Source organism: Bdellovibrio sp. BCCA (assembly GCF_037996825.1).
Classification (GTDB): Bacteria; Bdellovibrionota; Bdellovibrionia; order Bdellovibrionales; family Bdellovibrionaceae; genus Bdellovibrio.
Genome location: NZ_JBBNAC010000001.1, coordinates 811,371 through 825,291, shown reverse-complemented (window position 1 = coordinate 825,291; position 13,921 = coordinate 811,371). Strand labels below are relative to the sequence as shown.

Sequence of the window (13,921 nt, the reverse complement as noted above, 5' to 3'; positions counted from 1 at the left end):
TTCAGATGCCCAATTTCCCCTCGTTGGAGTAAATCATTTCGGGCCTTACATGTTTATACTGCTCAAACTTGTAACGCATTTTAATCAGACGAAGCATCAAAAGATCTGGATCCAAATCCGGATCTTTACGATGGCGTTTTACTTCGCCCAAGATGAATTTTTTTGCGCTCTCGGGATGAAAACAAAATCCACGAGTGAAAACATAAGAATCCCCTTGAGGGATCAAGCGCACTTCAAAAAGCTCATCAGGATCAAATCCAAAAACGTAAGAAGACTGTTTAACGACCAATTTTTTGTTAGCCAAAAGATCTTTGATGTAAACGTCGCCGTTTTTGATTTTGATAAATTCAAAAATAGAATGACGGTGCTGTTTTAAAACTTCGAGCGTCTTTAACTCTTCGTCAGAAAAACGCAATTCGCGAACAAGCAAGCACGCATCCAGTGGTGTTTGCCCAAAGCCTTTCAGCTCGCGGGTGAAAAAATACCAATCATAAAACTGCGCCATGCGCGACTCGTAGTGGTCGGAGTTTTCATCCAACGTCCCTGCATTTTCAAAGAACTCCTTTTTGGCCATGGCCAATTCGTCTTTGAAGGCGTCGCTAACAAAGTGATTGAGAATTTTTTCTATAAGCTTTTCGTATTCGTTCATATCATCCGCTCAATAAAGTAACTAAACAGCCCGGTCGCTTCATGCGGGCCTGGGCAACTTTCCGGATGATATTGTATTCCTAAATACTTCCTCTTTTCACTATAAAAACCTGCCACAGTGCCATCATTGAGATTGGTCTGTGTCACTTGGGCGTCAGGAGGCAGACTTTCCGCCTCTACAGCGTATCCATGGTTTTGACTGCTCATATAAATTTGATTAAGCAGAGTGTCGCGAATTGGGTGATTGCTGCCTCGATGACCGAACTTTAATTTATAGGTCTTAGCCCCCAGGGCCAGACCGAGGATTTGATGGCCCATGCAGATCCCAAAAATCGGTTTCACACCTAAAAGTTCGCGGACCGTGCCTGTGGCGATTTTCACATCAGCGGGATCGCCGGGCCCATTTGTGAGCATAATTCCATCGGGATTATACGCCAAAATATCCTGCACAGAAGCCCGGCTATTAAAAACCTTCACTTCGGAGCAACGCTTTTGCAATTCGCGAAGAATGTTTTCTTTAGCGCCAAAATCAAGAACCGCAATACGAGGACCCACCATGTTTTCTCCACGGCGAGTTTCTGTTTCTTTACGAGAAGTGAGATAAACCCAATCTTTATCCATGGTCTTTTTTGCTGCAATCAACGAAACCGCTTTGTTGCGGGCTTCTTGTTCGGATGAAGCCTGAACAAGCGCGCCCCACGGAGTTCCTTTGCGAAGACGCAAAACTAAATTTCTAGTATCAAGCTCTGTAACCAGAGGAATTTTATTTTCTGTGAGACGTTTTTTCCAAGCTTGATCGCGTTCGGTGTCTTGAATTTCTAGACAAATAAATCCCTCAATCCAAAGGCGGCGCGATTCCCAGACGTCGTCTTCGATGCCGTAATTGCCTTGCATGGGAGCTGTCATCACAACGATCTGAGTGAAATAAGAAGGATCTGTGGCAATTTCCTCGTAACCTGAATGAGAAGTGTTAAAGACGACTTCACCAGCGCGATCTTCTCCGCCATTCCAACGTCCCTCGTACACTTCACCTGTTTCAAGAACGAGATAACCCTTCATTATTTCCCCTCCGACAATGTCGTGTAGATAAGACTTTGGCGAATCAAAACGCCGTTAGAAACCTGATTCAAAACTTTGCAGCGCGGATCTTGTAAAACTTCAGAATCCAATTCCGTTCCTTGATTGATCGGCCCCGGATGCATGATCAACGCTTTCGATGACAAATCTTTCAAGTTTTTCACCGTGAATCCGTAGTGTTCACGATAATCGGCCAAGGAATACTGCGAAGAATGACGCTCAAGTTGCACTCGTAAAGTCATGGCCACTGTCGCCCACTGAAGACCTTCTTTTAAAGAAGAGAACACTTTGTAAGTTCCCGTCTCTGGTAAAAATTCTTTCGGCCCGCAGAGTGCGACTTCGTAGTTTAATTTTTTCGCCAACTCAAAATGTGAAGCCGCCACACGACTGTGACGAACATCACCGACGATTAAAACTTTTTGTCCATCACAAGTACCAAGATGTTTGCGAATTGTGTAAGCATCAAGCAACGCCTGTGTCGGATGACCTTTTTTACCCCAACCTGCATTCAGAATAGGACATTGAACTTTTTCCGAAAGGGCTTTGAGATCCAAATCGTCTCCGGAGCGAATCACCAAAAAGCTTGGCTTCATCGCATCGACATTGAGAACAGTGTCTTCCAGAGTTTCGCCTTTTTCGAGGCTGGTTCCGGATTTTCCATCAAAAAGCAGAGGATAAATTCCTAGTCTTGCGCAAGCCGTTTCAAAGCTCATTCGAGTTCTTGTGCTGGCCTCAAAAAACAAAAGGGCTCCGGTTTTGCCGAAGCCCTCAAAGGGAATAGACTCATTCGCAGACAGCTTGTCTGCCACGGAAAATAGGGAGTCGATTTTTGTTTTTTCAAGAGAAAGCAGATCGAGAATGGATTTATTATTTCTAGATGACATCTAGAACCCAAGCCTATGGCGCACCCGGCGAGATGTCAATACACCGGAGAAAAAACTCTTTCCCAACGCACTGAAGGGTAGCGATCGCCTCCCCATTTCTTTTGCCAATCCAGCGAAAGCCAAATTAAAACGACCCGGCCCACCACTTGGGTCATGGGAACCGTACCCCAATAGCGCGAGTCGTCACTTGCATCACGATTATCGCCCAGCAAGAAGACCTCCCCTGGAGGAACCACCAAAGGACCAAAATCTTTGTCTTCTGATTTTTTTTGGAAAATCACACGCCAGTGGGTCTGACCTGAGATCTCTTCGTAAATATCAAATAATTCCGGATTTGGATTGTCGCCGGGAATTTCCCGAGCTTTTTCATATTTCAAAGCCTCTTCATTAATATGAAGACGACCGTTGATAATTTGCACGCGATCGCCGGGCAAACCAATGACACGTTTGACGTAATTCACAGCGGGCTGATTAGGATAGTTGAAAACAACAAGATCCCCACGCTCTGGCAAAGTCGCGCCCCATTTATTAGAGGAAAATGGAATCGAGAATCCATAAGAGATGCGAGAGGAAAAAATAAAATCGCCCGGCTTTAATGTCGGCTGCATAGAACCTGTTGGAACTTTATAAGCCGTCACCAAATAATTGCGCACAAAAAGAGCACACAAGACTGCTAAAACTAAAGTTGTTAAATATTCCCGCCAACGGTTCATCCCCTGATGCTACCGTTAGTTGCGCTCTCTTGAAAGTTTTTTTGTTAGATAACGTTTGCCTCACCATTTTAAGAATTCTAAGATTTAATAAACAAACTATACTATGTCGAGAATATGATCTACAAACCTACAATAATTCCTCTTTTGTTAATAGTGCTCACTGCCGGCTTTGCAGCACCACTAACATCTCTTGCTCAAGCATCCAGTTGCCCACCAGGACAACATTTTGTTCGTTCGCATTTTAGAAATGCTTACACCACAAGCACCGGAAAGTTTGTAAAAGCGACGACCGTTAAAAGCCACTGTAGAAGATCCACTCCGTCATATGAATTTTGGTCCCCACGTCTCTACGATGGCTTGCCTCCAGGCTGGCCTCATCAGTCCGAAGAGTCGAGCACTTGGACTGAAGAACAAAAACAAAGATTCCTAGATATTCTTGAGGATCTTCCTGAAGAATTTCGGCGATCTACAATTAAGGGAATATATCGTCTTAAGAAATCAAAAGATCATCCTAATCCAGCAAGCAATGGGGACGGATATATTGTTCTTTACGATAATGCTTTTGAGAAAGATAGAAATCTCGGACGTATCTTTTCGCATGAGATTTCGCACGATATATACGATCACTTGGACCGTAAAACATCTAAAGACTATAGAGATACAATGGACTGGACTGTGGTCGTGGACGATAGAACTCTTTACTGGCAAGGTCGTAAAAACGGATACGTTGAAGAAGACGGCCGGAACTCCCCGGCGGAAGATTTTTCAAATAATATGGAATATTATCAATTTAACCCAAAGCGCCTTAACGAAGTGTCTCCAAAAGCATATAATTGGATGAAGAAGCATTATGGTGATAAGTTAAAAACAGGGAGCATAAAATGAAATTCATAGCTTTGATATTTCTTAGTTTGTCACTTTTAAGCTGCTCTTCGACGACTAAAACGTCAGAAAACTCATCTACCTTTAAAAAAATATCTCAACTTAAAGTGGGAGCTTCTAAAGAAAGCGACGTTGTATCTATTTTAGGCCAACCGTCGCAACAAACCGTTTTAAAAAATGAGACAGTTTGGGAATTCCATAATGCTGAAAATAGTGGCCAATACATCACTATTAAATTCAAAAACAACTCTAACACAGTTCATTCGATTTTATGGGTCCTCCAACCCAATGATACAATTGAACTTGGTGACTTGAACAAAAAATATTCGAGCCTTGATCTCAAAGCAAGTCCAACTGTTCAACCAAATCCACATTCACTCACGCAGCCTTCAAATTTAGTGGACGACAGACTGGGACTTTCTGTTCTATATCAAAAGACTAATGAAAGAATCGAAGCTATTGCTTGGTTTGACCCAACCACTCGTGAGCCATCAACTCAAAGAGAAAAAGAAACCATCCCCTACAAGATCGACAAATAAATTTCTATGGCGGTCATTTATCGAATTATGGTGGCCAAGAATCTAAGGTAACTTTTTGAAAATTCGATTGAAGCGAATCTGTGAAGGATCACAGACGAATGTCATTGTTGGCAAAGTGCTATTGCAAGAAAGCCAGATCACCCAGGCTTTGCCGACGATATAGTCGTTTTTCACGAAACCCCAGAAGCGCGAATCACTGGATTGATCGCGGTTGTCGCCCATAAAAAAGTACTGACCTTCTGGAACTTTATAAGCTTGGACCTCGTCGCCCACTTCTTCGTAAAGAAAGCGCACGGTGTATTCTTTGCGTCCGTTGCTTTCCTGAAAATAATTAAAACCTTTTTCATTCTCAGGATTGTCGAACGGAGACAGATTAAACTTTTCACCATTCACTGTGATTCGGCCTGCTTTTACCTCGACCGTGTCGCCAGGAACGCCGATCAAGCGTTTGATGTAATAGACTTCAGGATTTTCAGGGTATTTAAAAACGACGATGTCACCACGTTGCGGAGTCGCCCATTGCGCTAGCCACTTATCACTGAATGGAATGTGCAAACCGTAAGAGAATTTTTTAACCAAGATGTGATCGTGAATCAAAAGATTGGGAATCATACTTCCCGAAGGAATCACAAAAGGTTCAATGACCGCCCAACGTAAACTCATCACCAGCAAAATCGGAAAAAGGAACGTTAGAATCGCCTGATTCCACGTTCCTTTTAAATTGCGAGTTTCGTTGGAAGACTCTGTCATCTAGTTGACTTGATGGAAGAAGCGGCCCCAACGGATCGTCAAAGGATTGCACAAGAATGGCAATGCCGGAACTGTCTCTTCACAAGAAAGCCATACGAACATCGCACGTCCCAAGATATTTTGCTTAGGCAGGAATCCCCACACACGGCCATCGGAAGAGTTCATGCGGTTATCACCCATCACGAACAAATGATCATCAGGCACTGTCACAGGACCGAAAGTTTCGTAGATATCACCTTTACGAAGAAGGATCGCGTGGTTTTTTCCACCCGGAAGTTCTTCCGTGAATTCGACGTAGTTTTCTTTGTTGTCGTTGATATTGCCGTCACGTTGGAAGTCGGCATCGCGAAGCCATGCGAAGTCTTCCAAATTGGCAGGAACTTTTTTATCAACGGGTTTGTCGTTGATGAAAAGTGTTCCGTTTTCATAATAAATCTTATCGCCAGGCTCGCCCACGATACGTTTGATAAAGAACGTGCTCATATCTTTTGGATATTTGAACACGATCACTTCACCGCGTTTTGGTTCGTTGAATTTCACCAACCAATTTTCGCTGAACGGAACGCGCAAACCGTAAGTCAATTTATTCACAAAGATATGATCATGAATTAAAAGAGACGGCAGCATGGAGCCCGACGGAATCACATAAGCTTCAATGAAGCCCCAGCGGATGAAGAGGGCGATAAAGACAGCCAGGAAAAGAGATCCCCAACCTTCTGTCCAAAAATGTTTCGTACGCCAGTTCCAGCTATTTTTGTTGTCACTCATGATGCTAGTCCTCCACCTTAAGGATCGCTAAGAAGGCTTCCTGAGGCACTTCGACATGACCGATGGCCTTCATACGTTTTTTACCCTCTTTTTGCTTCTCTAAGAGTTTACGCTTACGAGAAATATCACCACCATAACACTTCGCGGTCACGTCTTTTCTGATCGCTCCCAAAGTTTCACGGGCAATAATCTTGGCACCGATCGCCGCTTGGATCGCGACTTGGTATTGTTGACGAGGGATGAGCTCTTTCATCTTCTCAGCCAACAGGCGTCCGCGGTTTTGCGCCTTGGATCTGTGGACAATCAAAGAAAGGGCGTCAATCGGCTCCCCATTGATCAAGATATCCAACTTCACCAGGTCTGATTCTTCAAAGCCGATGAATTCGTATTCCAAAGAGGCATAACCTTTAGAGATGGACTTCAAACGGTCATAGAAATCCATGACCATTTCATTCATTGGCAATTTGTACTCAATGATGACCTTTTTATCGGTCACGTATTCCATTTTGATTTGAATACCGCGTTTGTCTTCACAAAGTTTTAAAATACCACCGATATAATCCGTCGGAGTATGTAAAGTCACCTTAACGTAAGGCTCTTCAAACTTCACAATTTGAGTTTCTGCCGGCATGCCTGATGGATTTTCAAGCATCATCTCTGTGCCGTCTGTTTTCGTAATTCTATAAACAACCGTTGGAGCTGTTGTGATCAAATCAAGATTGAACTCACGCTCCAAACGCTCTTGAACGATTTCCATGTGCAATAGACCTAAGAAACCGCAACGGTATCCAAAGCCCAAAGCCGCCGACTTTTCGATTTCAAAAGTCAAAGAAGAGTCATTTAAGCAAAGCTTATCCAAAGCGTCTTTCAAGTTTTCATACTCAGACGCCACAACCGGGAAGATTCCGGCAAAAACCATCGGCTTGATTCTTTGGAAACCTGCCAAAGGTTCTGTCGCTGGATGTTTTGCCGCAGTGACCGTGTCACCGACTTGCACGTCGCGGATGTCTTTAATACCGCAGATGATAAAGCCCACCTCACCCGCTTCAAGAGTGTCTTGCATCGCTGGGAATGGTTTGTACTTACCCATGCGCAAAACTTCATAGTCACGGTCTGTAGCCATGAATTTAATCTTGTCACCTTTTTTGATCACTCCATCCATCACGCGCACAAGGACAACGACACCTTGATAAGCGTCGAACCAAGAGTCAAAAATAAGCGCACGAGGAGTTAAAGAGCGATCCGCTTTTGGTGGCGGAACTTTTTCAACGATGGCTTCCAAAATATCTGTGATACCGATTTTCTCTTTTGCTGAAGCATGGATAATGCCTGTGCAATCAAGACCAACAGTGTCTTCGATTTGTTTCGCGACACCTTCTGGGTCAGCCGACGGAAGATCGATTTTATTTAGAACAGGAATGATTTCGAGATTGTTTTCAAGCGCCAAGTAAACGTTTGCCAACGTTTGCGCTTCGACCCCTTGAGCGGCGTCGACTACAAGAATCGCACCTTCACAGGCCGCCAAAGAACGAGAGACTTCGTAAGAGAAATCCACGTGCCCCGGTGTATCGATCAAGTTGATTTGATACATGTTGCCGTCTTTAGATTTGAAATCTAAGCAGACTGTTTGTGCTTTGATCGTGATACCACGCTCGCGCTCAAGCTCCATGTTATCGAGGAATTGATCTTTCTTTTCGCGATCAGAAAGAGCGCCCGTTGCAGACAAAAGCCCGTCAGCCAAAGTTGATTTACCATGGTCGATGTGAGCAATGATTGAAAAGTTTCGAATAAACTTAGGATCCATAGGCCTCTTTCTTTTGCCCGCCCATTATATAAAAGAAGCGCCGAGTTGCTAGTAACAACTCGGCGCAATGACTGTGCTATTTAAAAAACTAAGCCAAAGTTTTAACAGCGTCTTTCAGTTGGTCCACTTTATTGAGCTTTTCCCAAGTGAACGACTCTTCATTGCGGCCGAAGTGACCGTAAGCTGCCGTTGGACTGTAGATAGGTCTCAATAGATCCAAGTCTTTTGTGATTCTGGCAGGTCTCAAGTCGAAAACTTGGCGAACTGCTTTTTCAAGAATCTCAGGACCCACTTTGCTTGTACCGTAATCGTTAACGCTGATGCTTACAGGCTCTGCCACGCCAATCGCGTAAGCCACTTGAACCAAGCATCTTTCAGCTAAACCGGCACCCACGATGTTCTTAGCAATATGACGAGATGCGTAAGCGGCAGAACGATCCACTTTTGAAGGATCTTTACCAGAGAACGCGCCCCCGCCGTGAGCCCCGTGACCACCATAAGTGTCCACGATGATCTTACGACCCGTCAGACCCGCATCACCCATTGGACCACCCGTTACGAAACGGCCCGTTGGGTTGATGAAGAATTTTGTTTTCGCATCAATCCAGTTTGCTGGGATGGATTTTTTGATCAACTCTTCTGTGATGAATTCTTTGATTGTCGCATTAGAGACAGAATCCGCATGCTGAGTTGAAATCACAATCGCATCGATACGTTTTGCGATTCCGTTTTCGTACTGAACAGTGACTTGAGATTTAGCGTCTGGACGGAGCCAGTCGACTTTGTTGGCTTTACGAAGTGCTGCCAAGTCTTTCACAAGTTTGTGAGACATTGCGATGCTTAGAGGCATCAACTCTGGAGTTTCATTCACAGCGTAACCGAACATCAAGCCTTGGTCGCCCGCACCTTGATCATCAGAGAGAGTTTCTTTGACGCCGACAGCGATATCTGGAGACTGCTGACCGACAGCGATCATCACGCCGCAAGTTTTGTAGTCAAAACCTTTATCAGAGTGGTCATAACCAATACGCTTTACAACTTCACGAGCAACTTCAGAGAAGTTTACTTTTGCTGATGTTGTGATTTCTCCACCAACAACAATCAAACCTGTCGTCAACAGGGTCTCACAGGCAACACGGCCCTTTGGATCTTGCGCCAAAATAGCGTCCAAGATGCCATCAGAGATTTGATCCGCCATTTTATCCGGATGCCCCTCAGAGACTGATTCACTCGTAAAAAGATAGTTTTTCACTGCTTTTATTCCTCATTAGGAAAGGTGTTAATGAGCTCGGTTTGGGTCTTCGAAATTATACCCGAAACCATCCTAAATGCCCTTCGCATTTAGCGAACGGCCAACCTACCAAAGCAGCAATGAGGGGTCAAGATCCCTTGGGTTTGTGATAATAAAAATAACCCAGTTCCAGGAAAAATAATGTGAACCCGCCAACAAGACTGATCAGTCCCAAACCGATCATAAACTGCGTCAGCGTTTTCCCTAAATCAGACAGCGTCGACTCCGGCACCACCCCGGCCTCGTGAAGATAAAACATCAAAACGTAAGCGAAGGCCGAAAGGAATGTCCAGATCGCCGCGTGAGTTTTATTTGTGAGGAGTCCCACAATCAACGGCAGTACCGCAAACCAAATCAAGGTGGGCGAGTAAAAGCCTCCGGTGAAAAATGAAAAGGAAAACTGAAAGGTCATCCCCGCCGTCACCATGTTGTAGGCCGCCAAGGTCATCGAACGGGAAAGTCGGTACACCAACGGCGACAAAGCGTGAATCACCGAACAGGTGATTCCAATGGCAGCCAACGTTTTCCCTTGGACGAAGAACAGAGAAATAAAACTATATGTCCACATTAAGAGACCGGTGATCACGGTCACGACAATAAGAAGGCGATATTTATAAAGCTGAGTGAGCTGATCTTCTTTCACTGAAGCTGAAAAAAGAAAACTCTCCCAATGGGGTTTTTCATTCATGTTACACGTACGTTCAAAAATAAAGGGTGGTTGTTTCTAAACCACCCTCTTTAGTTTGTCTATCAAATGTCGTTCTCCACAAACGACCTTAGGCCGCCTTTTTGAAGCGGATTGCCTGCTCCAAACGACCTTCTTTTGTAAGCTCTGGTTTTTTATGATTTTTAAGCTGCTTGCTGATTTTTAAAAATTGTTTTTCCAATTTTTCCGAAACAGCGTCGACAGCTGCGTACACATCCATTCCAAAAGCTGTGGCCTTAAAATATTTTTCGCGAGTGTTAACGGAGATCTCAACGCAGAATTCATTTTTCTGCTTACTGAAATACACGCTGCCGTACCCATCTTTAAGCAGGAAGCGTCCAACCTCTGACATTCTCTCTTCCGTATAAGTAACAAGGGAATCAGAGTGGTCCAAGTGCTTAAAGGTATAGTTGAGTTTCATTTGTCTTCTCCTTTTTGGCTGGTCATTTCAGCCCGTACTTCTTTATCGGCCAGACCCGACTAAAGATGAGCCTTATATTGAGACTCATTTGGATTTATTTTTGGTTAATTGGCAGCGCTTAAAAATTTCGAGGTCTTCTCGATTATTTAAATAACGGCTGACCGGCGCCATATTTTCGTACGCTTGGCGGCATCGCCCCTGTTTCGCTTCAATTTTTGCATCGAAATAAGAATCTCTAAGAGCCGCCGGCAAACGGTCCACGTGCCGGGGGCTTAAAGCGCCCTCTTCCAATTGTTTGCGGTATTTTTTTAATGCTTCTTCGGATTGTTTTTGCACGTCACGGATGTCGGCGTAACGCGGAGGAATTTCTTTCGGAAGTTTTCTTGCCGTATCGATAGCCCCTTCAAAATTTCCCGCATGAAAATAGATTTTAGCTTTTTGATAAAGAGCATCGACCTCTTGCGGATCGATTTTCTTTTCTTTCGCCCCAAATGGATTGCCAAGAAAGCCCAAGGACAAGCCCACTACCGCCACAAAAAACGTCGCAATTTGATATGACCTTTTCATAGATGTCTTATCGGAATTTCCAGACCAAAGCTGAGCTTTTTCAGCGTTTCATTACAGAACGTTTAACTCATTTTTTTCGTCAAAATGCCGATAAATTAGCTATGAAAACACTGGGAACACTTGCACGTCTATTTGCTTTCCTCAGCCTTTTGATTTTTCAAAAATCGTTTGCGATTAATACGGCGTCCGAGGGATTCCACTTAACTCATGGAACTTCGATGAGTATTCCTGTTCACAACCAGTGCAAAATTCTCACGAACACACATGCGACAAAAGATTATTTTGTTCCGACATTAAATCTCACCGGATGGACGACATTTCTTGCAAACAAACCTGCTGCGGTTCTTACTAAAGACTGCCGCTCGTGCAAAGAGATTAAAGACAACGGAGGCGCGTGGATCGGCAGTGGCATGTACTACATTGATCCCGATGGAGCCGGAGCCAATGCTTCTTACGTCACTTACTGTGACATGACCACGGACGGTGGTGGATGGACTCTAGTGTGGAGTAACTTGCGTGGCGGAACAAACAAGCCGACGACGAATCTGAGCTTTTACAACACCACATCTGGAAGCAATACCCCCCGCTGTTCATTGGCGAATGGAAGCACTTCGGCGACTGGTGCAAATTGTTCTCTCGTGACAGGCAATAAAGAACAATACAATTACTTTGTCGGATTAGATCAGTGGAATGAGATCGGTAAAAAACAAAAGTACATGGACTTCATGTACGAGTGGAGAACCGATTACGGCAAGGCCGCAGCTCAAGTAGCAAAGATGGCTTTGGAAAAATTCGATCCGTTTCGCCAGTACACTTTGAATCTCTTGAATCTGACCAATCTCACCGGCTCCGTCGCTCCAGGCCTCACCGCTTATCATACGGGAAAAGCTCTCACGACCAGCGACACCGATATCACCATCGCAGGCCAATCGTGCTCCGCTGGTTATAGCAACACTCCTTTTTGGTATTACACTTGTTGGAGTGGTTCCATGACCGGTGGTGGTGAAACCATGGGCGGCGGTTATTATAACGGCGCTTATTGGGTGAATTCTACGAAAGCTTATGCGACTGATGCGGATGCGGCGACAGGACAAGCTGCGGGAAATGGTTGGTATTATGTTCGTGAGTATTCGACGTATGCAAATTGTTACGAACACAAAAAATTGGGCGGCGCTACCACAGATGGTCTTTACACAATTGACCCCGACGGTCCGGGAGGAAATGCGCCTTTTCAAGCTTACTGCGATATGACGACTGATGGCGGGGGATGGACTCGCGTCTTTAGACATAATATTGCTGGAGGATATTTTGCGAGCCTTGGAGCAGCGGCCTCTGCAAATCCTGGTGATCCTACCAACAATTTGTATTCAATCATCAATAAGCTTGAGAGTTTTCGCAGTCACGGCCGTTTTCTTTTCCGCATCAGTTGGCCGGGCCGAGCCGCAAAAAATATTTGGTATCAAACCAGCAACCCGACAACAGACGTGAACGTGACAGGATATTATCCTGTCAGCATTGGCGCGACAATGCCAGAGTGGATTGGTCTTGAGTTAGGAAACGGAACACATGGGGCAGGCAATAGTAACAACTCTTATATTGATGGATGTAACGGGAGTTGTTGGTGGTATTCCATTGGCGCAACAACGGCCTATAACGGAGGCATTCCAGATGCCAGCACCTTTGATGGATCTACATCCCATTCTTCAGAAGTTAATTTATGGGTGAAAGAAATTGATCCTCCGCAAATTTATTCTTCATGCAAAGCTATTTACGATGCAGGATACGCTTATGGAAATGGAATTTACTACATCGATCCTGATGGGGCGGGAAACAACAATCCGCCGATTCCCGTTTACTGTGATATGACTTCGGATGGCGGTGGATGGACTCGCATTCTTTATCACGATATTGCCGGTGGATATTTTGCGAATGGAGCTGAAGCAAATTCTTATAACGTGTACAATCCCACAGCCACTCGTTATTCGATTTTAGGTAAACTTGAAAGTTTCCGTCGCAGTGGAAAACTTGAGTTAAAAATAGATTGGCCGGGATATGCGCCCAGAAACTGGTGGACTCAGACGAGTAATTTCACATCGCAAGCTGCGGCAGGATACACAGGGATTTCAATCGGCTGCTCAAGTAATTTCTGGGGTGGCTTGGAATTTAACAGTGCAACGACGTCATCACTTGCCGATGGCTCTGTGAGCTCCGGAAACTGGTTTTATGCTATTGGCTCTTATGCTGCATGGGGAACTCCGGCAGGCATTCCAGCCTGCGAAGATATGGCGGGTTCGGGCGTCGGCGTTCCTAAAGTAGAACTCTGGATTAAGTAGTCACCATTTTTCTGTAGTACTCGAATAACTTTTTTGAACCGTGCACAAGGTTGGCTTCCCAATCGTTGTGCGCGTTGTGATCGGCACCGTCGGTGATGTACTTTAAGGAGATCAATTGCACACCCATCTTGCGACAGACTTTGGCTAAAGCGTATCCTTCCATGTCGACTAGTTCACACGGAACTTTCGGCGCACCCGTTTCAAAACTGTCACCCGTTCCGCAAATTCCTTTTGGAAGTTCCGGAAAGTAAGGAATCAATTCAATACCACTTGGCAATGGATCAAATGGAGTTTCACCCACTTTAAAACCCAGAGGAGAAATATCCATATCTCTTTGTACGAAAGTAGACACTTCCACTAAGTCATGAGTTTTAAACTTGGAACTTCCCGCCGTGCCAAGATTGATCATCACTTTGCACTTCGTTTTGTGAATAACATCCATAGCAGTTAAAGAGGCATTCACTTTACCAATACCAGTGTAAATAACAGGAATATTTTCTTTTTCAAAAAGTCCTTGTGATTCTCCAGGCAGAGCCAT

At 44.6% G+C, this 13,921-nt stretch carries 15 protein-coding genes; 3 read left to right on the top strand and 12 right to left on the bottom strand.

Annotated features, from left to right (window positions below; translation table 11 throughout):
- Window position 1: 1 nt before the first annotated feature.
- The 4 genes from AAAA78_RS04085 to lepB (AAAA78_RS04070) are packed head-to-tail and all read right to left on the bottom strand — an operon-like array spanning window position 2 to window position 3,322.
- Complete coding sequence (locus AAAA78_RS04085; protein ID WP_340590469.1) at window positions 2-649, bottom strand: hypothetical protein; 648 nt, start codon at window positions 647-649, stop codon at window positions 2-4.
- The gene (gene carA, locus AAAA78_RS04080) at window positions 646-1,707 is read right to left on the bottom strand and encodes a glutamine-hydrolyzing carbamoyl-phosphate synthase small subunit (protein ID WP_340590467.1); all 1,062 of its coding nucleotides are present in this window, start codon (window positions 1,705-1,707) and stop codon (window positions 646-648) included. The genes AAAA78_RS04085 and carA overlap by 4 nt, the downstream gene beginning before the upstream one ends.
- Window positions 1,707-2,609: an aspartate carbamoyltransferase catalytic subunit gene (locus AAAA78_RS04075; RefSeq protein WP_340590466.1), complete on the bottom strand. Its 903-nt coding sequence runs from the start codon at window positions 2,607-2,609 to the stop codon at window positions 1,707-1,709. The genes carA and AAAA78_RS04075 overlap by 1 nt, the downstream gene beginning before the upstream one ends.
- Window positions 2,610-2,644: 35 nt before the next feature.
- Window positions 2,645-3,322: a signal peptidase I gene (gene lepB / locus AAAA78_RS04070; protein ID WP_340590465.1), complete on the bottom strand. Its 678-nt coding sequence runs from the start codon at window positions 3,320-3,322 to the stop codon at window positions 2,645-2,647.
- A gap of 114 nt (window positions 3,323-3,436) precedes the next feature.
- Here lepB (AAAA78_RS04070) and AAAA78_RS04065 point away from each other — a divergent pair, with 114 nt between their 5' ends.
- Together AAAA78_RS04065 and AAAA78_RS04060 are read left to right on the top strand one after the other, a co-directional pair.
- Window positions 3,437-4,207, top strand: coding sequence for a hypothetical protein (locus AAAA78_RS04065; protein WP_340590463.1), 771 nt, complete (start codon window positions 3,437-3,439; stop codon window positions 4,205-4,207).
- Window positions 4,204-4,743, top strand: coding sequence for a hypothetical protein (locus tag AAAA78_RS04060; RefSeq protein WP_340590462.1), 540 nt, complete (start codon window positions 4,204-4,206; stop codon window positions 4,741-4,743). The genes AAAA78_RS04065 and AAAA78_RS04060 overlap by 4 nt, the downstream gene beginning before the upstream one ends.
- A gap of 42 nt (window positions 4,744-4,785) precedes the next feature.
- On the opposite strand, the gene lepB (AAAA78_RS04055) is transcribed toward AAAA78_RS04060, so the two are convergent.
- The 7 genes from lepB (AAAA78_RS04055) to AAAA78_RS04025 form a co-directional block, all read right to left on the bottom strand.
- Entirely contained in the window at window positions 4,786-5,493 is a 708-nt protein-coding gene (gene lepB, locus AAAA78_RS04055; protein WP_340590461.1) for a signal peptidase I, read from the bottom strand.
- Window positions 5,494-6,261: a signal peptidase I gene (gene lepB, locus AAAA78_RS04050; protein WP_340590460.1), complete on the bottom strand. Its 768-nt coding sequence runs from the start codon at window positions 6,259-6,261 to the stop codon at window positions 5,494-5,496.
- Window positions 6,262-6,265: 4 nt separating this feature from the next.
- Window positions 6,266-8,065 carry a translation elongation factor 4 gene (gene lepA / locus AAAA78_RS04045; RefSeq protein WP_340590459.1) on the bottom strand — a complete coding sequence of 600 codons (1,800 nt, stop codon included), beginning with the start codon at window positions 8,063-8,065 and terminating at the stop codon, window positions 6,266-6,268.
- 88 nt (window positions 8,066-8,153) lie between these two features.
- On the bottom strand, window positions 8,154-9,317 hold the full coding sequence (gene metK / locus AAAA78_RS04040) for a methionine adenosyltransferase (protein ID WP_340590458.1): 1,164 nt from the start codon (window positions 9,315-9,317) through the stop codon (window positions 8,154-8,156).
- A 127-nt stretch (window positions 9,318-9,444) separates the two neighbouring features.
- A complete protein-coding gene (locus tag AAAA78_RS04035; protein WP_340590457.1) occupies window positions 9,445-9,999 on the bottom strand; it encodes a hypothetical protein in 555 nt (184 codons plus the stop codon).
- Between the two features lie 133 nt (window positions 10,000-10,132).
- Window positions 10,133-10,483: a ribosome hibernation-promoting factor, HPF/YfiA family gene (gene hpf / locus AAAA78_RS04030; protein WP_295903605.1), complete on the bottom strand. Its 351-nt coding sequence runs from the start codon at window positions 10,481-10,483 to the stop codon at window positions 10,133-10,135.
- Window positions 10,484-10,567: 84 nt separating this feature from the next.
- Window positions 10,568-11,050, bottom strand: coding sequence for a tetratricopeptide repeat protein (locus AAAA78_RS04025; protein WP_340590456.1), 483 nt, complete (start codon window positions 11,048-11,050; stop codon window positions 10,568-10,570).
- A gap of 101 nt (window positions 11,051-11,151) precedes the next feature.
- Here AAAA78_RS04025 and AAAA78_RS04020 point away from each other — a divergent pair, with 101 nt between their 5' ends.
- Window positions 11,152-13,383 carry a fibrinogen-like YCDxxxxGGGW domain-containing protein gene (locus tag AAAA78_RS04020; RefSeq protein WP_340590455.1) on the top strand — a complete coding sequence of 744 codons (2,232 nt, stop codon included), beginning with the start codon at window positions 11,152-11,154 and terminating at the stop codon, window positions 13,381-13,383.
- Here the strand turns inward: AAAA78_RS04020 and AAAA78_RS04015 are convergent.
- The gene (locus tag AAAA78_RS04015) at window positions 13,376-13,921 is read right to left on the bottom strand and encodes a 5'-methylthioadenosine/S-adenosylhomocysteine nucleosidase family protein (protein WP_445291993.1); all 546 of its coding nucleotides are present in this window, start codon (window positions 13,919-13,921) and stop codon (window positions 13,376-13,378) included. The genes AAAA78_RS04020 and AAAA78_RS04015 overlap by 8 nt on opposite strands.

What these genes read in the sequence shown, in the direction of transcription:
- AAAA78_RS04060 (WP_340590462.1), top strand. Translation starts at nt 4,204, where the DNA reads ATGAAATTCATAGCTTTGATATTTCTTAGTTTGTCACTTTTAAGCTGC.
- AAAA78_RS04085 (WP_340590469.1), bottom strand. Translation starts at nt 649, where the DNA reads ATGAACGAATACGAAAAGCTTATAGAAAAAATTCTCAATCACTTTGTT.
- hpf (WP_295903605.1), bottom strand. Translation starts at nt 10,483, where the DNA reads ATGAAACTCAACTATACCTTTAAGCACTTGGACCACTCTGATTCCCTT.
- lepA (WP_340590459.1), bottom strand. Translation starts at nt 8,065, where the DNA reads ATGGATCCTAAGTTTATTCGAAACTTTTCAATCATTGCTCACATCGAC.
- AAAA78_RS04020 (WP_340590455.1), top strand. Translation starts at nt 11,152, where the DNA reads ATGAAAACACTGGGAACACTTGCACGTCTATTTGCTTTCCTCAGCCTT.
- carA (WP_340590467.1), bottom strand. Translation starts at nt 1,707, where the DNA reads ATGAAGGGTTATCTCGTTCTTGAAACAGGTGAAGTGTACGAGGGACGT.
- AAAA78_RS04065 (WP_340590463.1), top strand. Translation starts at nt 3,437, where the DNA reads ATGATCTACAAACCTACAATAATTCCTCTTTTGTTAATAGTGCTCACT.
- AAAA78_RS04025 (WP_340590456.1), bottom strand. Translation starts at nt 11,050, where the DNA reads ATGAAAAGGTCATATCAAATTGCGACGTTTTTTGTGGCGGTAGTGGGC.
- AAAA78_RS04075 (WP_340590466.1), bottom strand. Translation starts at nt 2,609, where the DNA reads ATGTCATCTAGAAATAATAAATCCATTCTCGATCTGCTTTCTCTTGAA.
- lepB (WP_340590460.1), bottom strand. Translation starts at nt 6,261, where the DNA reads ATGAGTGACAACAAAAATAGCTGGAACTGGCGTACGAAACATTTTTGG.
- lepB (WP_340590461.1), bottom strand. Translation starts at nt 5,493, where the DNA reads ATGACAGAGTCTTCCAACGAAACTCGCAATTTAAAAGGAACGTGGAAT.
- lepB (WP_340590465.1), bottom strand. Translation starts at nt 3,322, where the DNA reads ATGAACCGTTGGCGGGAATATTTAACAACTTTAGTTTTAGCAGTCTTG.
- AAAA78_RS04015 (WP_445291993.1), bottom strand. Translation starts at nt 13,921, where the DNA reads ATGGCTCTGCCTGGAGAATCACAAGGACTTTTTGAAAAAGAAAATATT.